23 protein-coding genes and 1 pseudogene are annotated in these 25,537 nt (G+C 46.4%); 10 read left to right on the top strand and 14 right to left on the bottom strand.

What is annotated here, in order from left to right:
* Positions 1-40: 40 nt before the first annotated feature.
* Both L976_RS11070 and upp read right to left on the bottom strand, forming a co-directional pair.
* Positions 41-388 (bottom strand): hypothetical protein, encoded by a 348-nt coding sequence (locus L976_RS11070; protein WP_047536740.1) that lies wholly within the window; start codon positions 386-388, stop codon positions 41-43.
* Positions 389-577: 189 nt separating this feature from the next.
* Complete coding sequence (gene upp / locus L976_RS11065) at positions 578-1,204, bottom strand: uracil phosphoribosyltransferase (protein ID WP_023267861.1); 627 nt, start codon at positions 1,202-1,204, stop codon at positions 578-580.
* 327 nt (positions 1,205-1,531) lie between these two features.
* Between upp and purM the strand changes: the two genes are divergently transcribed.
* The 9 genes and pseudogenes from purM to asnB all read left to right on the top strand — a co-directional run bounded on the left by purM (position 1,532) and on the right by asnB (position 10,659).
* Complete coding sequence (gene purM, locus L976_RS11060; protein WP_023267860.1) at positions 1,532-2,569, top strand: phosphoribosylformylglycinamidine cyclo-ligase; 1,038 nt, start codon at positions 1,532-1,534, stop codon at positions 2,567-2,569.
* The gene (gene purN / locus L976_RS11055; protein WP_047536737.1) at positions 2,569-3,213 is read left to right on the top strand and encodes a phosphoribosylglycinamide formyltransferase; all 645 of its coding nucleotides are present in this window, start codon (positions 2,569-2,571) and stop codon (positions 3,211-3,213) included. The genes purM and purN overlap by 1 nt, the downstream gene beginning before the upstream one ends.
* A 139-nt stretch (positions 3,214-3,352) precedes the next feature.
* Positions 3,353-4,099, top strand: a complete 747-nt coding sequence (locus L976_RS11050) for an HAD-IIA family hydrolase (protein WP_037419391.1) — start codon at positions 3,353-3,355, stop codon at positions 4,097-4,099.
* A gap of 312 nt (positions 4,100-4,411) precedes the next feature.
* The gene (locus tag L976_RS11045; protein ID WP_047536734.1) at positions 4,412-4,606 is read left to right on the top strand and encodes a hypothetical protein; all 195 of its coding nucleotides are present in this window, start codon (positions 4,412-4,414) and stop codon (positions 4,604-4,606) included.
* 15 nt (positions 4,607-4,621) lie between these two features.
* The gene (locus tag L976_RS11040) at positions 4,622-4,804 is read left to right on the top strand and encodes a hypothetical protein (protein ID WP_047536731.1); all 183 of its coding nucleotides are present in this window, start codon (positions 4,622-4,624) and stop codon (positions 4,802-4,804) included.
* Between the two features lie 222 nt (positions 4,805-5,026).
* Positions 5,027-6,130, top strand: coding sequence for a RelA/SpoT domain-containing protein (locus L976_RS11035; protein WP_197062275.1), 1,104 nt, complete (start codon positions 5,027-5,029; stop codon positions 6,128-6,130).
* Between the two features lie 77 nt (positions 6,131-6,207).
* Positions 6,208-6,654, top strand: a pseudogene (locus L976_RS11030) (HAD hydrolase-like protein); the annotation flags it as partial.
* A gap of 185 nt (positions 6,655-6,839) precedes the next feature.
* On the top strand, positions 6,840-8,513 hold the full coding sequence (locus L976_RS11025) for a M28 family metallopeptidase (RefSeq protein WP_047536728.1): 1,674 nt from the start codon (positions 6,840-6,842) through the stop codon (positions 8,511-8,513).
* 481 nt (positions 8,514-8,994) lie between these two features.
* Positions 8,995-10,659: an asparagine synthase B gene (gene asnB / locus L976_RS11020; protein ID WP_047536725.1), complete on the top strand. Its 1,665-nt coding sequence runs from the start codon at positions 8,995-8,997 to the stop codon at positions 10,657-10,659.
* 148 nt (positions 10,660-10,807) lie between these two features.
* Here the strand turns inward: asnB and L976_RS11015 are convergent, their stop codons facing one another.
* From L976_RS11015 to L976_RS11005, 3 genes are all read right to left on the bottom strand, one after another.
* Positions 10,808-11,815 (bottom strand): patatin-like phospholipase family protein, encoded by a 1,008-nt coding sequence (locus L976_RS11015; RefSeq protein WP_047536724.1) that lies wholly within the window; start codon positions 11,813-11,815, stop codon positions 10,808-10,810.
* Between the two features lie 264 nt (positions 11,816-12,079).
* Positions 12,080-14,296: a TonB-dependent siderophore receptor gene (locus tag L976_RS11010; RefSeq protein ID WP_047540396.1), complete on the bottom strand. Its 2,217-nt coding sequence runs from the start codon at positions 14,294-14,296 to the stop codon at positions 12,080-12,082.
* Between the two features lie 293 nt (positions 14,297-14,589).
* Positions 14,590-16,380: an acyl-CoA dehydrogenase C-terminal domain-containing protein gene (locus L976_RS11005; RefSeq protein WP_047536722.1), complete on the bottom strand. Its 1,791-nt coding sequence runs from the start codon at positions 16,378-16,380 to the stop codon at positions 14,590-14,592.
* 227 nt (positions 16,381-16,607) lie between these two features.
* Between L976_RS11005 and L976_RS11000 the strand changes: the two genes are divergently transcribed.
* Positions 16,608-17,456 (top strand): D-hexose-6-phosphate mutarotase, encoded by an 849-nt coding sequence (locus L976_RS11000; RefSeq protein WP_047536720.1) that lies wholly within the window; start codon positions 16,608-16,610, stop codon positions 17,454-17,456.
* Between the two features lie 96 nt (positions 17,457-17,552).
* Here L976_RS11000 and L976_RS10995 read toward each other — a convergent pair whose 3' ends face one another.
* The 9 genes from L976_RS10995 to plsX all read right to left on the bottom strand — a co-directional run bounded on the left by L976_RS10995 (position 17,553) and on the right by plsX (position 25,528).
* The gene (locus tag L976_RS10995; RefSeq protein ID WP_047536717.1) at positions 17,553-18,428 is read right to left on the bottom strand and encodes an NAD(P)-dependent oxidoreductase; all 876 of its coding nucleotides are present in this window, start codon (positions 18,426-18,428) and stop codon (positions 17,553-17,555) included.
* 326 nt (positions 18,429-18,754) lie between these two features.
* On the bottom strand, positions 18,755-19,234 hold the full coding sequence (locus tag L976_RS10990) for an acyl-CoA thioesterase (protein WP_037419717.1): 480 nt from the start codon (positions 19,232-19,234) through the stop codon (positions 18,755-18,757).
* 116 nt (positions 19,235-19,350) lie between these two features.
* Complete coding sequence (locus L976_RS10985; protein ID WP_037419714.1) at positions 19,351-19,719, bottom strand: hypothetical protein; 369 nt, start codon at positions 19,717-19,719, stop codon at positions 19,351-19,353.
* Between the two features lie 179 nt (positions 19,720-19,898).
* Positions 19,899-21,137: a beta-ketoacyl-ACP synthase II gene (gene fabF, locus L976_RS10980; RefSeq protein WP_037419711.1), complete on the bottom strand. Its 1,239-nt coding sequence runs from the start codon at positions 21,135-21,137 to the stop codon at positions 19,899-19,901.
* A gap of 209 nt (positions 21,138-21,346) precedes the next feature.
* Positions 21,347-21,580 (bottom strand): acyl carrier protein, encoded by a 234-nt coding sequence (gene acpP / locus L976_RS10975; protein WP_006081231.1) that lies wholly within the window; start codon positions 21,578-21,580, stop codon positions 21,347-21,349.
* A 163-nt stretch (positions 21,581-21,743) separates the two neighbouring features.
* Entirely contained in the window at positions 21,744-22,490 is a 747-nt protein-coding gene (gene fabG / locus L976_RS10970; RefSeq protein WP_011623152.1) for a 3-oxoacyl-ACP reductase FabG, read from the bottom strand.
* A gap of 9 nt (positions 22,491-22,499) precedes the next feature.
* Positions 22,500-23,426, bottom strand: coding sequence for an ACP S-malonyltransferase (gene fabD, locus L976_RS10965; RefSeq protein WP_047536711.1), 927 nt, complete (start codon positions 23,424-23,426; stop codon positions 22,500-22,502).
* A gap of 104 nt (positions 23,427-23,530) precedes the next feature.
* Complete coding sequence (locus L976_RS10960; protein ID WP_037419694.1) at positions 23,531-24,490, bottom strand: beta-ketoacyl-ACP synthase III; 960 nt, start codon at positions 24,488-24,490, stop codon at positions 23,531-23,533.
* Positions 24,491-24,499: 9 nt separating this feature from the next.
* Positions 24,500-25,528, bottom strand: coding sequence for a phosphate acyltransferase PlsX (gene plsX / locus L976_RS10955; protein ID WP_037419691.1), 1,029 nt, complete (start codon positions 25,526-25,528; stop codon positions 24,500-24,502).
* Positions 25,529-25,537 lie beyond the last annotated feature (9 nt).

Here is a 25,537-nt window from a genome sequence, read left to right as displayed (position 1 = left end):
CTGCTAATGACGATCTGTCACCTGTAGAGTTTGAGAATTCTCAAGTAAAAGTGTCCAGTTTGGGTTGACCAGTACAGTCAAAATAGCGCAGGATCAGCTCTTCTTCTGGTGATAAAGCACCGCCTGAAGGCAATAATAAGCGGGAGGAATCAAGCTTAAATGGTGTAAGTAGCGCACTATCAAAATCAATAATATCGTGTAAAGATAAGCTCTTACCAAGCAACTCTAAATAACTTGGCACCACGTGTTTCGCCCGTACAAATTTGACAAATGCCCTGTGTTCTTTCTCTATTCGCAAGGGTAAAAGGACCAGCAGTAACACAACAAATATCAAGGTAGCCAATGAACAAGATTGGCGAACAAGTGACCAACTTAGTTTTGAAACCATCATAATCCCCGATGATGACCTGAGTTAAATCGATTTATTGCAAACCTACTGCGCCGCGCAAAACGCATTCTGTCAAAATTAATCTTATCGTTAACTGTAGAACGAGTCGGCAAAAATGGAATCATAAAAAACAAAAAGGGAGCCTAAGCCCCCTTGTCAAATCGAGATAGCATTTAAGCCATCAGAACATTATTTCGTCCCAAAAATCTTATCGCCCGCATCACCTAAACCAGGCAGGATATAGCCCTTCTCGTTTAAGCATCTGTCGATTGCGGCAGTATACAGCTCAACATCCGGGTGAGCCGCTTCAAGGGCTTTGAGCCCTTCGGGCGCGGCAACTAACACTAAGGCTTTAATTGAGGTACAACCGCGTTTTTTCAGCAGGTCGATAGTCGCAATCATCGAGCCACCAGTTGCCAGCATAGGGTCAACAATCAGCGCGATACGCTCGTTCATGTCGCTGGCCAGCTTTTCAAAATATGGCACAGGTTCTAGGGTTTCTTCGTCGCGGTAGATACCCACAACCGAAATACGCGCACTTGGAATATGCTCAAGTACACCGTCCATCATGCCTAAACCCGCACGCAAGATAGGCACAACAGTCACTTTCTTGCCTTTGATCTGATCCACATCTACCGGACCATTCCAGCCTTCAATCGTAACAGTTTCGGTTTCGAAATCTGCGGTAGCTTCATAGGTTAACAAGCTGCCGACTTCTGCGGCTAGCTCACGGAAACGTTTAGTGCTAATGTCACCTTCACGCATTAAGCCGATTTTGTGACGCACTAACGGGTGTTTAACCTCGACAACTTTCATTTTTCTCTCCTACTATTGTTCGCGAATTATCTTAGGCAAATTTTTCAGATTTTAGATGATTTGTTTATTGGGTAAAACATAAAGTTTTTCCATTCGGACTAATCGTGAGCAATATCGCAAGAATTATTGCTTATCGCTTAAGATACGCCCACTAACACACTATTTTATGACCAATCACTAGATTGAAAATGTGAAATATCCCCCTGTGAAGCTAAAAAAACTTCAGAGATACTGATAAATCCAAATCATGACTTTCGACCCCTAGCACAAGCTGATAGAATACCGCCGCATAAAAATCCAATAACGATGTACCCGAGAGGATCCTCCGTGAGCACTCCTACCCCACTGAGCTATAAAGACGCTGGCGTTGATATTGATGCTGGTAATGCACTGGTAAATAACATTAAAGCGGCTGTTAAACGTACCCGTCGTCCAGAGGTAATGGGCAACTTAGGTGGTTTTGGCGCATTGTGTGAATTACCCACTAAATACAAGCAACCTGTTTTAGTGTCAGGCACCGATGGTGTTGGTACTAAATTGCGTTTAGCTATCGATTACAAAAAACACGACACAGTCGGTATCGACTTAGTGGCCATGTGTGTGAACGATTTGATCGTTCAAGGCGCTGAGCCATTGTTTTTCCTCGATTACTACGCAACAGGCAAGCTCGATGTTGAAACAGCAACTTCTGTTGTTAACGGCATCGGCGAAGGTTGTTTCCAATCTGGTTGTGCGTTAATCGGCGGCGAAACCGCTGAAATGCCAGGCATGTATGAAGGTGAAGATTACGACCTCGCAGGTTTCTGTGTGGGCGTGGTTGAAAAGGCCGACATCATTGACGGGAGTAAAGTGGCCGCGGGTGATGCACTGATCGCCTTAGCTTCAAGCGGTCCACATTCAAATGGCTATTCATTAATTCGTAAAGTATTAGAAGTCAGCCAAGCGGACCCTCAACAGGATCTCAATGGCAAGCCATTGATCCAACATCTGTTAGAACCAACCAAAATTTACGTTAAATCATTGCTCAAGCTGATCGAAGCATCAGACGTGCACGCAATGGCACACATCACTGGCGGTGGTTTTTGGGAGAACATTCCTCGCGTACTGCCTGAAAACTGCAAAGCCGTTATCCAAGGTGATTCATGGCAATGGCCTGCTGTTTTCAATTGGTTAATGGAAAACGGTAACATTGCAGAATATGAAATGTACCGTACCTTTAACTGTGGTGTCGGCATGATCGTTGCGCTGCCAGCCGATAAAGTGGATGCCGCACTTGCGCTGCTTGCAGCGGAAGGCGAACAAGCATGGCTTATCGGTGCTATCGCTGCTCGCGAAGGCAATGAAGAGCAAGTGGAGATCCTGTAATGCCCCAAAGCTGTCGTGTAGTTGTATTAATTTCCGGAAATGGCAGTAATCTTCAAGCCGTTATCGACGGTTGTGACGATAATTTGCAAGCCGAAGTTGTCGGAGTGATCAGTAATAAACCCGATGCCTACGGCCTAGTTCGTGCCCATCATAGTGAAATTGATACCAGCTGCGTGATTGCTCGCACAGGTGAATCTCGCTCTGATTACGATGCACGGTTAATGGCCGCAATTGAACAATACCAACCGGATTTAATCGTGTTGGCTGGATTTATGCGCATTCTAACCGATGAATTCGTGAATCATTATTTAGGTCGCATGATCAATATCCACCCTTCATTGCTGCCCAAATTTACCGGATTACACACCCACCAACGTGCCATTGATGCCAAAGAAACAGAACATGGCGCAAGTGTGCATTTTGTTACCCCAGTGCTAGATGCTGGTCCGGTGATTTTACAGGCGAAAGTCCCAGTTTATGAAGACGATACCGCAGAGATGCTCGCTGCGCGTGTCCACGAGCAAGAGCATGCTATTTACCCCCTAGTGGTGAAATGGTTTAGCCATCAACGCCTAAAAATGCAAGACGGCCAAGCCTATCTTGATGGCACGCTCATCGGACCTAATGGTTACGCACCCGATTAATCTCTGAATATTTGAAGAAGAGACCTTAAAGGTCTCTTTTTTTTGGGCTATGACATACAAAACCATTGTTTTATGCACTAATGTGGCATTAGATAAGCTAACGAAAAGTGATTTTGTTCGGCATAAAAGAGATTATTAGATGAAAAATATTATCTGCGATATCGATGGTGTACTCCTGCACGACAATAAGCTGATCCCCGGCAGTGATAAATTTATCCAGCGCATTCTCCAGCAAGGCAATCCCCTTGTCATTCTCACTAACTATCCGGTACAAACAGGCAAAGATCTGCAAAACCGCCTTAGCGCAGCAGGGATAGACATCCCAGAAGAATGTTTTTATACCTCGGCCATGGCTACCGCCGACTTTTTAAAACATCAAGAGGGTAGTAAAGCCTTTGTGATTGGTGAAGGTGCCCTCACCCATGAACTCTATAAAGCCGGTTTTACTATTACCGACATTAATCCCGATTTTGTGATTGTTGGCGAAACCCGTTCCTACAATTGGGATATGATCCATAAGGCTGCCGGATTCGTCGCCCGTGGCGCCCGTTTTATCGCCACCAATCCCGACACTCACGGCCCCGCTTACAGTCCCGCCTGCGGCGCGCTGTGTTCACCGATTGAGCGTATTACCGGCAAAAAGCCTTTCTACGTCGGTAAACCGAGTTCATGGATTATCCGCTCGGCGCTCAATCATATTGACGGTCATTCCGAAAATACCGTGATCATCGGCGACAATATGCGTACCGATATCTTGGCAGGCTTCCAAGCCGGACTTGAGACCATTCTGGTTACCAGCGGCGTAAGTAAACTTGAAGATATCGATAAAGAACCCTTCCGCCCAAATCATGTATTCGCCTGCGCCGGCGATATTGATGTGGTTTAACTCTTCTCTATTTAATTAAGCTCATTTCCCAATATGTGCCCAATGCTTACGGCGCTGGGCACCATAAACTAAATAGAGGTTGTTCTTAATTCGGTGTTTGGTTATTGATGTAGTTTTCTCAACGCCCCTTAAAATGGTTTGAAATCTGTGACAGTGTCAAATTCCAATTGTGGATCAAGTTGCTAGTAATACCTCTAGAACGGTATCGCAAACCTCATTTTAAAACAGCTAGTTACCTCTCTACTTATTGCCATATCTTGCTAACGCGATAGAATGCTTCTAACAAAATATTTGAACTAAGGAAGGTGCAGTATGACTTTAACAATTGGTGAGCTTAAAGAAATGATAAGGCTCTACGATGATGATACTGAGATTTACTTCGGTGGCTTAGATTTCTATCGTTTGAAAATGAGGGGAGACAAACTTGTTCAGGTTGAGTTTAATCAAACCGTCTATAAAGAACGTGATACAGGAAATGTGATAGTAGAAAATCACAATCAACTTTAATCAAGGGAGTTTAAAATGCAAGAAAAGGAAGCAAGAGAACTAAGGGCGAAATGGGGCAATAAACCATGCAACCATCCTGACCTATCTAAAGAGTATCACTTAGGTGCTGCTACTGGTGATTATGTTTGCACTACTTGTGGTGAGGCTGGTCATGGCCGTGACTGGGTAAAACGCGAAAAAGGTGAAGCTGAAAGCTAGCATAAGCCCTTACTAAACACATCTGTATTTTGTTGTTATAGTAAGGGGTAAGCCTACAAACCATTGCAGTCGTGTAATACGTATTGCACTTATAGTAACGCCCTCTGCACTACTTCACAAACCTCATTTAAAAACAGCTAGTTACCTCCCTACTTCTTGCCATATCTACATAACGCGATAGAATGCTTTTAATAGTATGATGAACAGTAATCGGAGCGCGAAATGGAAGAAATTAATAACATGAACGAAGAAAGCTTTCTAAAAAAGAATAATATCTCAACTGAAGATTGGGACAAATCAAAAATTGACTGGTCAACGTTGCAAAAAATAGGTGCAGACCATCAAGCAAAGCTTGAGGAAAGGAAAGAAAGTGCTGAACTATTTGCACGAATGATCCAGAGGTGCCCAAAGGTTCATTCTGTTAGGTGGCGTGTTAAAGATCCCGAACACTTGATGGAAAAAATTGTCAGAAAAACTATTGAAGGCAGCGACACATACAATGAGATTTACTTAGGGATTAATGTAGATAATTATCACGACATAGTTACCGATTTAGTTGGAGTGAGAGCACTTCATTTATTTAAAGATGATTGTTTTGGAATTGATGAATATCTTCGTAATCTTTGGACAACAAAAGAACAACCAGTCTACTACGTAAGAAGCGGAGACGACGAGACTACTGACCTTGAGAGATTTGAAGTTAAGCAACATCCAGCAGGATATCGTTCTATCCATTATGTTTTTGAATCTACTCCATTAAAACAAAAGATATACACAGAAGTTCAAGTAAGGACAATCTTCGAAGAAGGTTGGAGTGAAATTGATCATAAAGTTAGATACCCTAATTTCTCAGATAATGAACAGGTTTCATATTTCCTAAGAATTTTTAATAGACTTGCTGGTAGCGCAGACGAAATGGGCACTTTCGTTAAGGAATTAGTAACTGAGCTTAAAGCAACCGCAGCACAACTCACTGAATTTGCAAATGAAAACGCTAGAATAAAAGAAGAAAATGAACAAAACATTGGTGAAATTGATCGCTTGTTCAATGAACTTGAAGCTTCAAAAGGAAATGTTCATTCAAAAGACAATCTTGTTAGTCAGTTAAAAGCAGAAGTCGATAAATTAAAATCGCAATCGCGTTTGCATAAGGAGGTTTTTACATCAAATAGTAAGGCTAAAATCAACAAATCTGTGGATCTTATTAATATGATAAATGCCATGCGTTCAAACGTAAAAACAGTTGATGGTGCGACCGTAAAAACTTCTCAACAAAACAGCTCTACGATCAAAGAGCATAATAAACCGCCACGAAAAATAGAATAATTTTGATTCTCAGGTTAAAGCCCTTACTAAACACATCATAAAATTGTTGTTATAGTAAGGGTTAACTCATTTTATCAGGCTTGCTCATTACCGACATTAATCCCGATTTTGTCATTGTCGGCGAACCCCGCTCCTATAATTGGGACATGATCCATAAGGCCGCCGGATTCGTCGCCCGTGGCGCCCGTTTTATCGCCACCAATCCCGACACTCACGGCCCCGCTTACAGCCCCGCCTGCGGCGCTCTGTGCTCCCCTATTGAGCGAATTACTGGCAAAAAGCCTTTCTACGTCGGTAAACCGAGTTCATGGATTATCCGCTCGGCGCTCAATCATATTGACGGTCACTCCGAAAATACCGTGATCATCGGTGACAATATGCGCACCGATATCTTGGCGGGCTTCCAAGCCGGACTTGAGACCATTCTAGTCACTAGCGGCGTAAGTAAACTTGAAGATATCGATAAAGAACCTTTCCGCCCAAATCATGTTTTCGCCTGCACGGGCGATATCGATGTCGTTTAAGCATCAAACTGCCAGCTTCTCAGCACCTTAGCGTGCAGAGAAACACCACTGACCTTAACATTAAGTAACATATTTGCCGTTGGACTTCCCTTGTACCCCATTGTCGCTTGATTCATGATAAGGCACGACATCCCCCTTTGATATTCGCGTTAAACACGCCCTAAAAATAACAGTAGGATCAACCTATGCGACGTTTGTATCCGTTTTGCGCACTAGCCTTACTCAGTGCCTGTAGCCCCAATTCGGCCCAGCCCGATGCCAACAGCAGTGCCGCACTGAAACCCGTGCAAATGAATGAAGCACGTTTTAGAGACGATATTAAAAACCTGTCTTCCGATGAGTTTGAAGGCCGCGCCCCAACCACTCAGGGTGAAAAACTCACCTTGGATTATTTATCCAAGGCCTTTGCAGAGATGGGACTTAAAGGTGCTTACCAAGGTAGTTTTTTACAACCAGTGCCTATGGTGAGCTATACCGCAGATGAAGCACAGCAAGTCACGCTAGCAGGATTACCCTTTAAATACCGTCAAGATCTGGTGCTCAGTAGTCGCCATGATAACGGTGGTATTAACATTGAAAACGCGCCATTGGTATTTGTTGGCTACGGTGTTAATGCACCTGAATATGGCTGGAATGATTACCAAGATGTGGATATGAAAGGTAAAATCGCAGTCATCTTAGTGAACGATCCCGGTTTTGCCCGCCCAGATTCAGGCAAATTTAATGGCAAAGCCATGACCTACTACGGTCGCTGGAATTATAAATTTGAAGAAGCAAGCCGCCAAGGTGCACTTGGTGCACTACTGATCCACGATACTGAGCCTGCTTCTTATCCTTGGTCTGTGGTCGAAAACAGTTGGACTGGCGCGCAGCAAGATTTAGTCCTCAGCAAAGCCGAGCAGGATAGCCGCGTCCAAGTTGAAGGTTGGTTAACCTTAGATACCGCCACAAAACTGTTTGAAAAAGCGGGCGTATCTCTCACCACACTGATGGCTCGCGCCGCCGATAGCCCGATTAATTTTCCCCTAGAGCAAACGGCCAGCATCGCCTTTAAAAACAAAGCGGAATATGCCAATAGCTATAACGTCGTCGCCACCCTTTCAGGCACCAAGCAAGTAGATGAGCACATCCTGTTTACTGGCCATTGGGACCATATTGGCAAAGATGACAGTAAAGAAGGCGATAAAATTTACAACGGTGCCATGGACAATGCATCGGGCATTGCGGGCATTTTAGAAATCGCCAGACAACTGGCCGATAACGCTAAACAGGGCCACGGCTTAGCTCGCTCGGTGACCTTTATCGCCACCACGGGCGAAGAGCAAGGTTTGCTTGGCTCACGTTATTATGCCGCAAATCCCATCTACCCCATCGATAAAACGGTGGCGGTACTCAATCTAGATAGCACCAATATCTATGGAAAAACTAAGGATTTCACCATTGTTGGCAAAGGCAAGTCTGAGCTTGAAAACTACTTAATCGATGCCGCCAAACAGCAAAACCGTATTGCTTTGGGTGAAAAAAATCCTGCATCGGGTGGTTTCTTCCGCTCTGACCACTTCAGCTTCGCCAAACTTGGCGTTCCTGCGGTCTTTGCCGGTGGCGGTAGTGAGCCAATCGATGCGGCAACCGCGGACTATAAAACCCAAATGCAGGCGACCATGAAGGGCTGCTATCACAATGTCTGCGATGAATACCGTGATGACTGGGATTTGAGTGGTGCGATTCAAGATCTGGAAATTTACTATCAAGTGACTCGCAGCTTAGGCAACAGCCAAGATTGGCCAGGCTATTATCAAGGTACTGAGTTTAACAACCTGCGTCCCGCCAAAACAGAACTTACCACGACCGCAAAGTAAGCGGCTTGAGCAAAGGGATTAATCGCTAAAAAATCTAATAAGGCACCTTGAAGGGTGCCTTATTATGTTATGAGTATTTTATGATCCGCCCCACTTTACGCTCACTGTAGACCTTGACTGTAGCAACACGGGCATGACTGCCGACAAGCCGTTCATAAAACCAGCAAAATTTACACTTAGATCACTATCTTGCTCACATTTATCATGATTTTCTCAAAAACGGATTTTCTTGAGTGAACATTATGTATTTGCCAATATCCCGCTTCACAACTCACCATCAAAAACACTTTATTTATAAAAAAGCGAAATTAATTAGACAGTATTCAATCAAAGCCATTAAAAAGATAGATCAAACCCACCTAAAACACTAAAAACCGAATAAATCATCAAAAATAAAATTTGGCAAAATCCCAAATCGCTGGCACATTGATACTCAATTGAGACATCCTCAAATGAAATACAGTGGTTTAGGAGTGGGATTATGTGTTCGATTTTTTCAATTTTAGATATTCAATCCGATGCGAAAGAGCTACGCCAAGTGGCACTGGAAATGTCCAAACTGATGCGCCATCGCGGCCCCGATTGGTCAGGCATTTACGCCAGCGATAAAGCGATTTTGGCCCACGAACGCTTGGCCATTGTCGATATTGAACATGGCGCGCAACCACTGCTAACCGAAGATGGCAGCCTTATCCTCGCGGTCAATGGTGAAATCTATAACCACAAAGAACTCAAAGCCCAACTCGGCGATAAATATAGCTATCAAACCAACTCGGATTGCGAAGTCATTCTGGCGTTGTATCAGGAATATGGCACTGAATTTCTTGATAAATTAAACGGTATTTTCGCCTTCGTACTCTACGACAAAGCCAAAGACGCCTACCTAATTGGCCGCGATCATATGGGTATCATTCCGCTCTACACGGGTCGAGATGCGGCAGGTAACTTCTATGTCGCCTCCGAAATGAAAGCCCTGATGCCAGTGTGTAAAACGGTGGAAGAATTCCAGCCGGGCCAATACTTATTCTCAAGCGATGCTGCGGCAGTGAAATACTACACCCGCGATTGGCAACAGTATGATGCAGTTAAAGATAACGGCGCCAGCCAAGAAGAATTGCGTGAAGCTCTAGAAGCCGCAGTAAAACGTCAATTGATGTCCGATGTACCTTACGGAGTATTACTCTCCGGCGGTTTAGACTCATCGGTGATCTCGGCTATCACCCAGACATTTGCCAAACGCCGTATCGAAGATGACGGTGAAACAAACGCTTGGTGGCCACAGCTACACTCCTTTGCAGTCGGTTTAAAAGGCGCTCCGGATTTAATCGCGGCCAAAAAAGTTGCCGATGCCATTGGAACGATTCACCATGAGATCAACTTTACCTTCCAAGAGGGTTTAGATGCGATTAAAGAAGTCATCTACCACTTAGAAACCTATGATGTGACCACCATTCGTGCTGCCACACCCATGTATCTAATGGCGCGTAAAATCAAGGCGATGGGGATCAAAATGGTGTTATCGGGTGAAGGTGCCGATGAACTCTTTGGCGGTTACTTGTACTTCCATAAGGCGCCAAACGCGCAGGCCTTCCATGAGGAACTCGTGCGTAAACTGGATAAACTACATCTGTTCGATTGCCTACGCGCCAACAAAGCCATGGCGGCGTGGGGATTGGAAGCCCGTGTGCCTTTCCTCGATAAGGAATTTATGGATGTGGCAATGCGCATTAATCCTGAGGCAAAAATGTCTAAGGATGGCCGGATTGAGAAACACATTCTGCGCCAAGCCTTTGAGCATAAATTACCTAAAGAAGTCGCCTGGCGCCAAAAGGAACAATTCAGCGATGGCGTAGGCTACTCTTGGATTGATGGTTTGAAGGCCCATGCCGCAGAACAGGTCGACGATTTGCAACTGGCCAACGCGAAGTTCCGCTTCCCGTATAACACGCCAGAAACCAAAGAGGCTTACTTCTATCGCCGTTTCTTTGAAGAGCATTATCCATTGCCAAGTGCTGCCGAAACGGTTCCTGGTGGTAAGTCGGTCGCCTGCTCTACCCCAGAAGCACTGGCGTGGGATGAAAGTTTACGGGGTATTATCGACCCATCAGGCCGCGCCGTGCGCTCAGTGCATGCCGCCAGTTATTAACCACTGATATTCATCCTAATAATAAAGCCACCTCGGGTGGCTTTATTACCTTTAACGCTTTGCCCAATTCATTTAGCTTTGCCAAGCAAGCTAAAATACGGCCGAGCAATAATACCTTGAGTGATTCAAGAAGAAGCGAACCAATGACCTAGGCCGATATTGCCAATGGTAAAACTGGCGTCACATCTTTAACCTTGGCAATTTGCCCAGAAGACTTAGCAAGAAACGCCTTCCCCGCCTTTATCCCTTGCAGGTAATCAATCCGTAAATCCGTATCTGTGCTACCTAACAGCTTACTCTGTAATGGTGACTTCGCAAAAATCTGCACAATTTCAACATCATCGGGAGGATTGGCAATAAAGTCTAGCTCGGCCTGATAGGCCTCTTCATGCTGCACTAAGTAATCAATGGTCTTAGGGCAAAAACCTGAGACGCAGATCCACGACTTGAGTTTATGTACCCAAGCGGATTGGGCTTGAAAATCCTCATTCACCGTTCTGACCACCACAATTTTACGGGAGCCGCGTCGATACGCCTCACGCACAGGTAGCGGCGCAGCTAAACCGCCATCGAGATAAAAATCCTGCTCTGGCTCAGCCATAACTTCGGCATGATTAGCAGATTCAATCGCTAACCAAGGTGTTAACTTCACCCCTTGTTTATATAAAAAAGGCAATGCGCTAGAGGCTTTAAGTAGTTCACGCCAGTGTTCGTGGTTGGTTGGGCTCAAGAAATACCCTTGGCGATCGCTGACTCGCGTGGTGGTGATAAGAAGTTCTCGCCCACGGAGGGATTGACTCGCCGCGGCTAAATCTAGCTTAAAGCTTCCACGTTGAATCTGGTCAAAATACCAGTCGAGATCGATCACATTGGCGCCAATCAGACCTCGTCCTAATTGATAGAAGCGTTTATGACGCGTTAAGCCACGGATAAGTTTTTTAGCGTATCCCTTTTGCCTAGCTAAGAAACTCGTCAAGTTTTGTGAGCCAGCGGAGGTACCAATCAATAAATCGAAAGGGTCGAACTCCGCATCAAGCCAAGCATCGAGTACGCCTGCGGTAAAAATACCGCGCTGACCACCACCCTCTGCAATTAACGCCACTTTAGGCGCGGTAACAGATTGAGAAGCTGAGGATAAATGGTTAATCGGCGGCATAACTGACCTTATCGCAATGGAGAATAGATAAGCCCAGTCTAAACAAAGAAAGTCATAGTAAAAAACGGATAGAATCTATTGTTGTAATCGATAAATAAATATAAGAAGCGTTTTGCGTGAATTAAAGCACTTTAGCAACGATGCAATACTCGCATACATAGTTAAAAGCTATAGGTAACGTTGCTTGTAGATACAATGCGTTGCATATGCAATCTAAGCCCGCGAATCGTCACGCTGGCTTAGATTGCACTTGGTTTCTTAACGTTAGAACTTATGGCTCAGTTCAAGCGTGACATTGCGCGGCTCACCGGGGAAATGGCCATTGCGCTCACTAAAACCGCTGACAGCATATTCCTTATCGAAGATATTCTTCAGATTTACGCGCACTTGGGTTTGGTCCCACTGGGTCGTCCAGCTCATATCAAACACCGTATGGGGTTTTACCGTTTGACCATTGAGACTAAATTGCTCGCCTACATAGTCCATCCCAAAGGCAATGGCGGAATCAATCGCTTGAATATCGTAGCGCGTCCATAGCCCTGCTTGATGGCGCGGCGCATTGGCAAAGTGTTTGCCGTCGCCAAAGGTGTTGGTTAGGCTGTCGTTGGTCACGCCTTTAATCACTTCGGTATCGTTATAGGCATAGTTAGCCGTTACGGTAAGGTTATCTGTGAGATCGCCCACCAGCGTCCATTCCACCCCTTGGCTACGTACTTCGCCAAAATTAACTAAATTCGGAATACCATCGTCATCCCCAGTATCTAAAGGGTTAGCCTGGGCCACATTTTGTTTTTCAATGCGATAGAGTGCAAGCGTGGTCATAAACTGGCCATCGAGCCACTCGTTTTTCATCCCAAGTTCTATTTGATTACCAGTTTCGGGATCGAGTGCGCCGTCGCTTTTGATGCTCTCTTGATCAGACAATGCTGCCGGATTGAAACTCTCTGAGTAGTTCAAGTAGAAAGACATCGCATCGATTGGACGATAATTCAATCCAGCCCTTGGGGTAATGGCATTATCGCTAAAGGAGAATCCGGTCTTTTTATCGTAATCATCAAACTGGCTGAAGCGTAGACCCGCAATTAAAGACCACTGCTCGTTGAAATGCAGATGCTCTTGCAAATAGAGGCCAAAACGGTTGGCACGGGTACCGTCGGTATCCATGTCTTTCAACTGATAAGCACTTGGGTTTGTTTCGCCGTAATTCAGCTCAAAGATATTCAGATTACCCACGCCTTCCTTACTGGTCGCCAACTTGTAACGGTACTCGGTTTCAACATAGTGATAATCACCACCAAACAGGAACTCATGCTCAAAACCTAAGGCGTTAAAACGATAGACAAAATCATTGGTTAAACTGATTTCGTCATTGGCACGGGATTGGACACGATATTCACGTTTGATCGTACCATCTGCGCTGTTTGCCTTGCCATCACCGTTCACATCGACCCAACCACGGGATTCGTGATATTGCTGATCGGATTCATTATTCAGGTAACGAATTTGAGTTTTTACCGAAAAAACATCACTAAATTGATGATCGAGAATCGCTTGCAGCACCAAGGCATCCATTTTCTGGAAATCGCTTTTCTCGTTGGCATTGTAGGAAGGATCGACAAGGAAATTACCCGCATCATCCACGGGTACGCCACGGAGTCGATTGCCACCCAAATCCTGCCTTATCAGATCGAAGGTGGTGGTGAGCTTGGTATCTTCACTGATTTCATAGAGTAAGCCACCAGCCACTTCGGCATTTAAGCTATCGGCATTGTTACGAAAGCTATCTTCCTGCTGATAGTAGCCCCCCAATCGATAGGCTAAATCCTCAGTTAAACCGCCAGTGAAATCCAGCGAGCCGCCCATCATGTCGTAGCTACCCGTGCTTAGGGTGAGATCTTTACGCTCGATAAAGGTCGGTTTCTTCGTCACATAGTTAATCATTCCGCCGGGTTCACCGCCGCCATAGAGTGCCGATGCAGGGCCTTTTAATACTTCAACCCGCTGTACGTTGAACAGTTGTGGCACCGAAAATCCCGAATACGGGTCGCCACGTACACCATCGTAAAACACGTTGGCATCATCGCGAAAGCCACGAAAGGTCACGCCGGAATAGCTAAATTCACTCACACCGGCAATGGAGCGGTATAAGTCAGTGATGTTACGAGCGGCTTGATCGTCAATCAGTTGCTCGGTCAGTACTTGTACTGACTGCGGCAATTCCATCACATTGATTGCCGTTTTAGTGCCGATTTCAGTCTCTTTATCAACATACATTTGCATGGCGCGACCACGCACGACAATTCGCTCTGGCGCCTTAGTCTCGGCTTGTGTGCTGGCTTGCGTGTTGGTTTGCATAGCAACTTGTGCCGTTGAAGCACTTTCTTGCTCGGGTTTACGCTCTTGAGCGTTAGGCTCAGCTGCAAAGGCCAAATGCGGCATCAGGGCAAGCGTTAGTATTGAATAGGCAAAACGTGTTTTCACAAAGTCCCCCAACCTTGAGCAAACCTGTGGTTTACCCATATCATCAAAATGTGCCGTCATTATAAAGTTTGATTACTAGATGACAATAATTCTCATTTAAATTTACATCGTTCAGGATTTGTAACAATTGTAAAGAGAGTCTACTCGTTATGTGTGGATATAGCGGCATGACTCTTAGCGCATAGCACTTACTGAATGGCGCTTAACGAAAGCCATCTCCAATAAAAAAGCCAGCATCACTTTGCTGGCTTATTGTTGTTTTTTACTGGATATAACACTGCGGATGTAAATACTTAAAAAATAGTTTCATCAAGCGTGGTTAGCATCTCACTCGCCAGCTCCAACTGTTTACGCAGGCTGCGGCTTTGCACGGCCCAATACGCCATATAAAAGTCCGCCGTTTTCAGTTTAGCCTGGTAAAACTCCGCCTCTTGCGTGCCATTTGCGAGCGCAGTTAGTGCAATCTTGGCCATACGCGCCCACATCCATGCCAGAGCCGTAATGCCAAATAACTCCAGATACGCCATCGATGCCGCGCCGATAATGTCGGGATTGCTTGCTGCATGGCTAGCTAAATAACCACTCGCCTTTTGTAAATCGGTGGCGCAATCCATTAGCCCACTCACATAGGGCTGCATTTGCGCATCTTTGCTCTGCGATTGAATAAATTCGGTAACAAGCACAGACCATTGCTGCATAGCCGCACCACGGTCACTCAGCAGTTTACGGCCAACTAAATCGAGCGCCTGAATACCGTTTGTACCTTCATAAATCAGTGCAATACGGCTATCACGCACAAATTGCTCCATCCCCCACTCGTGAATATAACCATGGCCACCAAACACTTGCTGCGCATCCACGCAGGCATTAAAGCCTCGATTAGTGATAAAGCCTTTCACCACAGGCGTAAACAAGGCCGCTAATTGCGAGGCCGCTTTGGCTTTTGCAGGATCGCTATGGCGCTCTGCCTCATCGAGCCACAACGCCTGTTGGCCAACCAGAGCCCGAGCACCTTCATTAAAGGCTTTTTGCGATAACAACATCCGGCGCACATCACCGTGTACCAAAATCGGGTCGGCAGCTTTTTCAGGCGCTTTAGCGCCACTAATGGCGCGGCTCTGCAATCTGTCCTTGGCATAGGCTAAGGCATTTTGATAGGCGATTTCGGACACGCCTAATCCCTGCATTCCAACCCCCAAACGCGCTTGGTTCATCATGGTAAACATGGCGCGCAGCCCTTGGTGGGGTTCTCCCACTAACTCACCGAGTGCATCCTCAAATACCATCACACAGGTTGAGTTGCCGTGGATGCCCATTTTATGCTCAAGCCCACTGGCATAGAGGCTGTTCGCCTCACCTAAACTGCCATCACTGTTCACTAACACTTTGGGCACAGCAAACAGCGAAATGCCCTTAACCCCTTCGGGCGCATCGGGCAAGCGTGCTAACACTAAGTGCACTATGTTATCGGTAAATTGATGGTCGCCCGAGGAGATAAAAATCTTCTCACCTGTTATCGCAAAGTAGCCGTCCGCCGCAGGCACGGCCTTAGTACGCAATAGTGCTAAGTCGGTTCCGGCATGGGATTCGGTTAGGTTCATGGTGCCAGTCCATTCACCACTCACTAATTTGGCTAAGTATTTCTGTTTAAGTGCCTCACTGCCGTGGGCATGAATGGCCGCATAGGCGCCGTGGGTAAGGCCGGGATACATGGCAAAGGCCATGTTAGTCGAGGTTTGCATCTCGGTGGCGAAAATCCCGACTACTTCGGGCAGTCCTTGGCCACCGTATGCAGGATCGCAGGTCAGTGTCGGCCAACCATTGTCGACAAACTGCTGATAGGCGTCGGCAAAACCTTCGGGGGTAACCACTTTGCCATCCACGAGTTTGCAGCCCTGCACATCCCCCACGCTATTTAACGGCAACATCACCTCAGTACTGAAATCCGCCATACCTTGGAGGATGGCATCGACCAAATCGGGGTCGATCTCATCGAAGCCTTTTAGGGCATCTTGCTGATAAATATGCAACATTTCATCGAGGATAAATTGATAGTCACGCAGTGGTGCTTGATAGACTGGCATAATCGCTTCCCTTTCTTGTTTTATGGCAATGGACTAAGTGCTCTGACCACTTTAGCTAAATCTGTTGAAAAAGGAAGCATCTGAGCCTCTGTGCAGTGACTTTTGTTTGCACAATCGAACAGCAAAACCGTAAATTGATCGCAACAAAGGCTTATGCTCAAGTGCAAAAGTTTGTAAGCTAAGTGTCTGTATTGCTGATACGTCATCAGGTTGAGGATATTGTTACTATGGGTTCTGTTACCACCAAAAAACACGCAAACGGGCTCGATTATGTCGAAGTGAACACTGCGTTATGCCAAGCAAGGATTTTTTTACAGGGCGCGCAAATCGATCATTTTCAACCCGTAGGTAAGCCCCCCTTATTATGGGTGTCTTCAGCGGATGACTATCAACCCGGTAATGGGATCCGTGGCGGAGTGCCCGTCTGCTGGCCTTGGTTTGGTATGAGCAATCAAGCTAATTTCCCACAACATGGTTTTGCCCGTACCCGAATTTGGACACTCGAGTCGGTTGAGATGCGTAATCAACTGGTGGATTTACGTTTTAGCTTAACTATCAGCGAAGAAGATAAGGTCTTTTGGCCGCACCATACCCAAGTCAACGTACTCTTTACCTTAGGTGAAACCTTAAGTATCAGCTTAGTTAACACTAACCTTGGCGATGTCCCGGTTACACTCACCCAAGCGCTACACAGCTATTTTCCGATTGAAGATATTCACCAGCTTAAAGCCACTGGTTTTAGCGGTGCTCAATATATTGAGTTTTCCGAAGGGCCTTACCCGCAAACGACGGATGACGTGCTATTTGACCGCGAAACCGACCGCGTTTACACCAACCTAGGTCCAGTACAACACTTACATACGCCCAAAGGTGTGATTGAAGTGAGCCGTGAAAATAGCCACTCGGCCGTGTTGTGGAACCCTTGGATTGAAAAATCGACCCGTCTTGCCCGCTTTAATGACGATGACTATCTCACCATGGTGTGTCTCGAAGCCGCCAATGTGCTTGAAGATAAGTTAACGCTGGCTCCCGGCGAGAGCCACAGTTTAGTTACCCATATTCGCTGGGCAGACTAATCGGTTTTTATCACCTCATCAATGAAAAGCCTAGTGCATGACTGGGCTTTTTTATGCCATCAAATCCACTATGGCCAGCTGTTTGGCAATAACCGCCTACTTAGGGTTTTTCTCAAAACGGGCTAACAAGCTTGAGGTGTCCCAGCGATTACCGCCCATGGCTTGAACTTCTGAGTAAAACTGATCCACAAGCGCGGTTAAGGGTAAGTGCGAGCCATTGCGGCGAGCTTCTTCTAGGGCAATGCCTAAATCCTTACGCATCCAATCGACGGCAAAACCAAAATCATAGCTTTGGCCCCACATGGTCTTGTAGCGATTTTCCATCTGCCAGCTTTGCGCCGCACCTTTACTGATCACTTCCACCACTTTTTCACCGTCAAGACCGGCCTTACGAGCAAATTGCAGCGCTTCGGCAAGGCCTTGAACCACACCTGCGATACAAATTTGGTTGACCATCTTAGTGAGTTGGCCGGCACCTACCTCACCTAAGCGCTCTGCGCAGCGCGCAAACGCTTCGATAACGGGCTTTACACGCTCGAACGCGGCTTGATCGCCCCCGACCATCACAGTCAGTACGCCATTTTCGGCACCAGCTTGGCCACCCGATACAGGCGCATCGAGAAAATCGACGCCTTTTTCGGCCAGCACTTTATGTAATTCACGGGCCACATCGGCTGAAGCCGTCGTATGGTCCACCAATACAGTGCCTTGAGCCATACCATGGAGCAGGCCATCATTGCCTAATACCACTTCACGCAAGTCGTTATCGTTGCCTACGCAGGTAAAAACAATATCTTGGCCGATTGCCGCCTCTTTAGGCGTTGGGCAGCAGCGACCACCGTAGTTCTCGACCCAGGTTTGTGCCTTGGCAAAAGTGCGGTTATACACAGTAACCTCATGGCCCTTGTTGAGTAAGTGTCTTGCCATGGGGTAACCCATTACGCCTAAACCAATAAATGCGACTTTTGCCATGAGGAACTCCTTTAATTGATAAACAAGGTGAAACGTTTTACACCACACATTTGCACTGCGTTCATTTAACCTCACTGAATTAACACAATAGATTAACGACACACAGGATGCGCGCTTATGTTACTCCGAGAAAGACCCGACCCAAACTAAAAAAATGCGAGCAAGTGTTTCAACTTAAAAGGTCAATCTGTAGCTAAAACGGTGGCGGCAGTGTAGCACTCGATTAGGCGAGCGTCAGAGTAAAAATGCCCTTGGTAACAAACGCAGTGTTCGACAGAAACAACAAAGGCGCACAGAGGCGCCTTTGTTTTTATAACTAACCCAAATCACTTTTGTACGTGTGCTTCCATTTCGGCGCCAATTTTCTTGCGCATTTCCATTAAGCGCAGTGCGGAATCACGCAGATGAATATCATACTCAGTCTGCGGTACCCATTCAGGCACGGGTGTAGGTTGACCATTTTCATCCACGGCAACCATGATGACGATACAGTGAGTGGTGAGATGACGCTCAGAGACCTTAGGATCCCCTGCCCGCACATCAATACCGATGTGCATAGAGGTCTTACCGGTATAAATCACCTTAGCGCTGACTTCGACGATATTTCCCACGAGGATAGGCTGAACAAATCGAATTCCACCCGCATAGGCGGTAATACAATATTTACCACTCCAGCCCGCAGCACAGGCATAAGCTGCAAGGTCAATCCATTTCATCACAGCGCCACCGTGAACCTTACCACCAAAATTCACATCTGCGGGTTCTGACAAAAATCTCAGGGTAATTTGTCTATCGATACCAGCCATATAACCTCAACTTATTCAGCCTCTGTGGCTCAATGATTTTGCAATGAGTTGAGTTTACGATAGAAATGCGCAATAGCGTAAAGATAATTACGATTGTCTCAGTGGAGAGAACCGATTTAGCCAAAGTAACTTATCAGCCCACAAGAGAGTAATAATCCCGGCAACGCCAGGCGATACAACCACAGCTGTAATTGACTGCTAACAAAGCGAGTGCCCTTGCCATAAGTGTAAACACCCAACCCAGCCAAAAACAGCCCAATCACTTCAAATCCCGATGACATATGGTTACTACCACCGACACTGATGGCGGTCACCAATAAGGCGAACCACACCAACACATATGCCGCAATCGCAAAGGTGAAGGTCTTCATGCCGATATCCATATTAGGATGCCAAGCTTTGGATTCACCACGAATTAATTCGGTCAAATTTGCGGTTACGGCACCAACGATAGGCACAAGCGGGATCACCAGAGGGTTTAACATGACAGATTTCCTTTTAAATAGAATATGCCTGTCATTATCGGCGGCAAAGGGCATTAAACAAGCTTGATGAACAAAGGTTAACTATTTGGATATCAGCAGGTTAGAAAGTGATATTAGGCACAATTCGAGCATAAAAAAAATGCGCCAGTAGGCGCATTTTTTATCGAGCTAACCGCTGTTTAGACTTTCTTAAACAGCAATGAACCGTTAGTGCCACCAAATCCGAAGGAGTTACACAGAGCATACTCTAACTTTACATCACGGGCAGTGTGCGCCACGAAGTCTAAATCACAGCCTTCATCTGGATTATCGAGGTTGATGGTCGGTGGTACGGCTTGGTCGCGCAGCGCAAGCAGAGTGAAAATCGCTTCAACCGCACCCGCAGCGCCCAGCAAGTGACCCGTCATAGACTTAGTCGAGCTGACAAGCAGGTTGTAGGCATGATCGCCAAACACAGATTTCACCGCGGCCGCTTCCGCTTTATCACCCGCAGGCGTTGAAGTGCCGTGCGCATTGATATAACCAATTTTTTCAAATGGCAGCTTAGCATCATTGACTGCATTGACCATAGCGGCCGCAGCGCCCGCGCCATCACTTGGAGGTGATGTCATATGGAACGCATCACCACTCATACCAAAGCCGACGAGTTCACCATAAATGGTCGCACCGCGCGCCTTCGCGTGCTCGTATTCTTCCATCACCATCACACCCGCACCATCACCGATGACAAAACCATCACGGTCTTTATCCCATGGGCGACTGGCCGCCGTTGGGTCATCGTTACGGGTTGACAGCGCTTTGGCGGCACCAAAACCACCAACACCGAGTGGACAAGTGACATCTTCCGCCCCACCGGCAACCATCACGTCAGCATCGCCATAGGCGATAGTGCGCGCCGCAAAACCGATATTGTGCACACCAGTAGTACAGGCGGTAGTGACGGCAAAGTTAGGGCCCGTCATACCGTACATAATCGATAAATGGCCGGCAATCATATTGATGATGGTGCTAGGCACGAAGAAAGGCGAAATTTTACGAGGGCCACCACTTAATAGCGCACTGTGGTTTTGTTCAATCAACCACATACCGCCCATGCCAGCACCGATTGCGGTACCCACACGGCCAGGGTTTTCTTTAGTCATATCCAGACCTGAGTCTTGGATAGCTTGGATGCCCGCAGCCATACCATACTGAATAAAGAGGTCCATTTTGCGGGCGTCTTTTTTAGTTAAGTACTGCTCAACATCGAAATCTTTTACAGAACCACTGAAACGAGTGGTAAATTCGCTGGCATCAAATTTGGTTATGGGCGCAATCCCACTCTTACCCGAAAGCAGGGCTTTCCAAGTAGTGTCGACAGTATTGCCCACGGGCGTTACTAACCCTAAACCGGTTACCACTACACGACGTTTAGACACGGCAGTCACCTTTTGAATGCTAAATAGATTAAGTTATGACAGACAAATGCGGTTCTATCATTAAAATGTCTTCGCCAATCTGCGGCGAGCATCTCATGGATAAATTCAACACAGCTTCCAGAGACGATTGAATGGCACTATTGCAGAATGAGGCGGGGCTAAAACAAAAACAGGCGGCATATATGCCGCCTGTTCTCTAGAATTCAGAATTACTGATTCTTAGAAACGTAATCGATCGCTGCTTGAACAGTAGTGATCTTTTCAGCTTCTTCATCAGGGATCTCGGTATCAAACTCTTCTTCCAGAGCCATAACCAACTCAACAGTGTCCAGAGAATCTGCACCCAGATCGTCAACGAAAGATGCCGCTGGTTTAACGTCTTCTTCTTTAACGCCCAGTTGCTCTACAATGATTTTCTTTACACGTTCTTCGATGTTGCTCATTAGTTTTCTTTCCTATTCAAATTACGCACTTGCGTAAGATTGCGAGTAGTTTATTAGATTTGGCTGACAATGCAAGCTTAGTTTTCGTGGTCTAACCACGAAATTTAGCGACCAATTGATACAGATCACTACTCAGTTGCGACAGTATCCCTGCCATCCGCCCTTAAACCATGTACATTCCGCCATTCACATGCAAAGTCTCGCCTGTGATATAAGCGGCAGAGTCCGACGCCAAGAAGAGTACGGCATTGGCAATTTCTTGCGCTTGCCCTAATCGTTCCATCGGAACCTGAGACATGATAGCTTTTTGCTGATCTTCGGTCAGCTCATCAGTCATATCGGTCTGGATAAATCCAGGAGCGATAGCATTAACTGTAATTTGACGAGATGCAACCTCTCTTGCAAGAGATTTTGTAAATCCGATCAAACCAGCTTTTGCTGCCGAGTAGTTAACTTGACCTGCATTGCCCATAGTGCCTACCACTGAACCGATATTGATGATCCGGCCGAAACGCTTTTTCATCATGGTACGCATCACAGGTTTTGATAGTCTGAACAATGATGTCAGGTTGGTATCGATGATATCGTTCCATTCATCATCTTTCATTCGCATCAGCAAATTATCACGGGTGATACCCGCGTTGTTGACTAGAATATCAACATCACCCGCTTTTTCTTTGATCGAATCGAATAAATCGGTGACGGATTGACTATCGGTAACATTAAGCACTAAACCAAAACCTTTGTCACCCAGATATTCTTGAATTGCTGCGGCGCCCTTCTCACTTGTGGCAGTTCCAACCACAATCGCACCGGCTTCGACTAAGGTTTCGGCAATCGCACGGCCAATACCACGGCTCGCGCCTGTCACTAAGGCAACTTTGCCCGCTAAACTCAGATTGATACTCATACAAACTCCTTATTCAGTTAACGCGGCAAGGGATACAACGTCATTAACTGCTTGGGCAGAAAGAGATTTATTAATGCGTTTCGCAAGACCTGTCAATACTTTACCAGGACCACACTCAACTAACTGGGTAATACCTTTTTCGGCCATTAATTCAACGGTTTCGCTCCAGCGTACTGGGCAATACAGTTGACGCACCAGCGCATCTTTAATGTCGGCAACCGCAGTGGGTGATGCCACATCTACGTTATTAATAACGGTGATGCTCGGCGCATTAAACTGCACATCGTTTAACGCAAGAGCTAATTTATCAGCAGCAGGTTTCATTAATGCGCAGTGTGATGGCACGCTGACAGGCAAGGCTACCGCCATTTTGGCGCCCGCAGCTTTACAGGCCGCAGCAGCGCGTTCAACCGCATCTTTTTGACCGGCGATAACCACTTGGCCAGGGCTGTTGAAGTTAACTGGGCTTACCACTTCGCCTTGAGCGGCTTCAATACACGCATTAGCAATACCGTCATTATCTAGACCGATAATCGCGTACATAGCGCCAGTACCGGCGGGTACGGCTTGCTGCATCAATTGACCACGTAGCTCAACCAGTTTGATCGCATCTTTAAAGTCGATGACACCAGCACAAACTAATGCAGAATATTCGCCTAGGCTGTGACCCGCTAACATCGCAGGCATAGCTTTACCAGAGGCAACATAGGCACGCCAAATCGCCACACTTGCCGCTAATAAAGCAGGCTGAGTTTTATCGGTTTCATTTAAGGTTTCAACGGGGCCGTCTTGCACTAATGCCCACAAGTCATACCCTAACACCTCACTCGCTTCGGCAAAGGTTTGTCCCACAATCGGCTGTACAGCAGCCAGTTCGGCTAACATGCCTAGGGCCTGTGAACCTTGGCCTGGGAATACAAAAGCTACATTTTCCATATCAAATTACCTATGGCGAACTTAATTTATTGAACACTAAACCGTTATCTTGGACAGCTAACCAAGATAACGATGAGCAGGAATTTATTCGTATACAGATACGGTTAAAAACGGACGAGCGCACTGCCCCACGCAAAACCAGCGCCAAAGGCTTCGAGCAGCAAGAGCTGACCACGTTGGATCCGACCATCACGCACAGCTTCATCCAGAGCAATAGGTACCGAAGCCGCCGAGGTATTACCATGCTTAGCAAGGGTTAACACAACTTTATCTAAGCTCATGTCTAGCTTTTTCGCCGTGGCATTAATAATGCGGAAGTTAGCCTGATGCGGCACCAACCAGTCGATTTCCGACTTATCGATATTATTCAGGCGCAAGGTTTCAGTCACGACATGGGATAACTGGGTCACCGCCACTTTAAAGACGTCATTGCCTTTCATGGTCATAAAACCAACCGCTTCAGAGGTTTCCCCCTGACGTGGTGGGAAAGCGCACTTAAGCAAATCGCCTTGACGACCATCGGCATAAATATGGGTTGAAATAATCCCGGGCTCATCGGAAGCACCGATAACCACCGCCCCAGCACCATCACCAAACAGAATGATGGTGGTACGATCTTCCGGCTCACACAGACGGGATAAAACGTCAGCACCAATCACTAATACTTTTTTCGCGGTACCATTTTTAACGAATTGGTCCGCAACCGATAAGGCATACACAAAACCTGAACAAGCCGCCGCAATATCGAAGGCTGGAATGGTATGCACACCGAGCATGGCTTGGATTTCGCAGGCCGCGGCAGGGAATGCATTTGCCGCACTGGTTGTACCGCAAATGATCATATCTAAATCTGATGCCTCGATACCGGCCATCTCTAACGCATTTAATGCCGCCTGATAGCCCATCGTTGAGACAGTTTCGTCTTGCGCTGCAATGCGGCGCTCTGAAATACCAGTGCGTTCAACAATCCATTGGTCACTGGTTTCCACCATTTTTTCCAAATCTTGATTACTACGCACCTGCACCGGTAGGTAACTACCAGTTCCGAGAATTTTTGTATGCATAAGGAGGAATCAGTTATTTATATCTAAAAGAATCGACTCCAAACGATCTTTTATCATTTCGGGGAGTCGACGTTGCGCTTCAGTCACTGCCAAACTAATTGCTTGTAAATAGGCAGTTTCATCCGCATTTCCATGGCTCTTTACAACTATGCCGCGCAATCCTATCAGACTTGCACCATTATAGTGGTCGGGGTTCATCTGGCTGAGAACCGCCTGAATGCGGGGGGCGATGAGTTTTGCCAAAAAACGCACGAAGAAACCTTGGGTTAGGCCCCGTTTTAACTGATGTACCAATAGCTTGGCAATGCCTTCAGAGGTTTTGAGCGTGATGTTACCCACAAAACCATCACAAACGATCACATCAACATTCCCAGAATAGATTTCATCACCTTCAATAAAGCCGGTGTAATTAATCTGATCAGTGTTTTGCAGTATTTGTGCCGCTTGTTGAACCTGATCGTTGCCTTTGATTTCTTCTGTGCCCACATTAAGGAGTGCGACTTTAGGGCGAGATTTTTTATCCACGGCCTCACACAGTACTGAGCCCATCACGGCAAATTGGAATAGCGTTTCGGAATCGCAGGAAATATTGGCACCTAAATCCAATAAATAAACTGGCTTTTGCGTCACGGAGGGTAAACAACTGACCAATGCAGGTCTGTCCACGCCGGGCAAGGTTTTTAACAGCACCTTGGCCATCGCCATTAACGCGCCGGTATTTCCCGCACTCACACACGCAGCAGCACGTCCATCTCGCACCAGTTCAATTGATAAACGCATCGAACTATTTTTACGAGTGCGCAAAGCGTGCACGGGCCTGTCAGACATACTCACCACTTCATCGGTGTGGATGACTTCAATACGGGAGAGTAACTCTTGTTCTGCTTGGTGCAGATAGACATCTATTTCAGTCTTATCACCGACTAAAATGATTTTAAGGGAAGAATGAGATTTTAGTGCCCGCAAAGCTGCAGGCACTGTGACGTGGGGGCCATGATCGCCACCCATCGCATCTAACGCGAGCGTCAGACTCGTCATTAGGAAACC

Source organism: Shewanella sp. ZOR0012 (assembly GCF_000798835.1).
Classification (GTDB): Bacteria; Pseudomonadota; Gammaproteobacteria; order Enterobacterales; family Shewanellaceae; genus Shewanella; species Shewanella xiamenensis.
This window is presented reverse-complemented; position numbering and strand designations above follow the sequence as displayed.

Coding starts and splice junctions, on each gene's coding strand:
- L976_RS11005 (WP_047536722.1), bottom strand. CDS start 16,380: ATGCCAGTCTATCAAGCACCACTGCGTGACTATCAATTTATCCTCGAT.
- L976_RS11070 (WP_047536740.1), bottom strand. CDS start 388: ATGGTTTCAAAACTAAGTTGGTCACTTGTTCGCCAATCTTGTTCATTG.
- plsX (WP_037419691.1), bottom strand. CDS start 25,528: ATGACGAGTCTGACGCTCGCGTTAGATGCGATGGGTGGCGATCATGGC.
- L976_RS11045 (WP_047536734.1), top strand. CDS start 4,412: ATGACTTTAACAATTGGTGAGCTTAAAGAAATGATAAGGCTCTACGAT.
- L976_RS11050 (WP_037419391.1), top strand. CDS start 3,353: ATGAAAAATATTATCTGCGATATCGATGGTGTACTCCTGCACGACAAT.
- purN (WP_047536737.1), top strand. CDS start 2,569: ATGCCCCAAAGCTGTCGTGTAGTTGTATTAATTTCCGGAAATGGCAGT.
- L976_RS10995 (WP_047536717.1), bottom strand. CDS start 18,428: ATGGCAAAAGTCGCATTTATTGGTTTAGGCGTAATGGGTTACCCCATG.
- L976_RS11000 (WP_047536720.1), top strand. CDS start 16,608: ATGGGTTCTGTTACCACCAAAAAACACGCAAACGGGCTCGATTATGTC.
- L976_RS11035 (WP_197062275.1), top strand. CDS start 5,027: ATGGAAGAAATTAATAACATGAACGAAGAAAGCTTTCTAAAAAAGAAT.
- L976_RS11040 (WP_047536731.1), top strand. CDS start 4,622: ATGCAAGAAAAGGAAGCAAGAGAACTAAGGGCGAAATGGGGCAATAAA.
- L976_RS11015 (WP_047536724.1), bottom strand. CDS start 11,815: ATGCCGCCGATTAACCATTTATCCTCAGCTTCTCAATCTGTTACCGCG.
- acpP (WP_006081231.1), bottom strand. CDS start 21,580: ATGAGCAACATCGAAGAACGTGTAAAGAAAATCATTGTAGAGCAACTG.
- L976_RS10960 (WP_037419694.1), bottom strand. CDS start 24,490: ATGCATACAAAAATTCTCGGAACTGGTAGTTACCTACCGGTGCAGGTG.
- L976_RS11025 (WP_047536728.1), top strand. CDS start 6,840: ATGCGACGTTTGTATCCGTTTTGCGCACTAGCCTTACTCAGTGCCTGT.
- asnB (WP_047536725.1), top strand. CDS start 8,995: ATGTGTTCGATTTTTTCAATTTTAGATATTCAATCCGATGCGAAAGAG.
- upp (WP_023267861.1), bottom strand. CDS start 1,204: ATGAAAGTTGTCGAGGTTAAACACCCGTTAGTGCGTCACAAAATCGGC.
- L976_RS10990 (WP_037419717.1), bottom strand. CDS start 19,234: ATGGCTGGTATCGATAGACAAATTACCCTGAGATTTTTGTCAGAACCC.
- fabG (WP_011623152.1), bottom strand. CDS start 22,490: ATGAGTATCAATCTGAGTTTAGCGGGCAAAGTTGCCTTAGTGACAGGC.
- L976_RS10985 (WP_037419714.1), bottom strand. CDS start 19,719: ATGTTAAACCCTCTGGTGATCCCGCTTGTGCCTATCGTTGGTGCCGTA.
- fabD (WP_047536711.1), bottom strand. CDS start 23,426: ATGGAAAATGTAGCTTTTGTATTCCCAGGCCAAGGTTCACAGGCCCTA.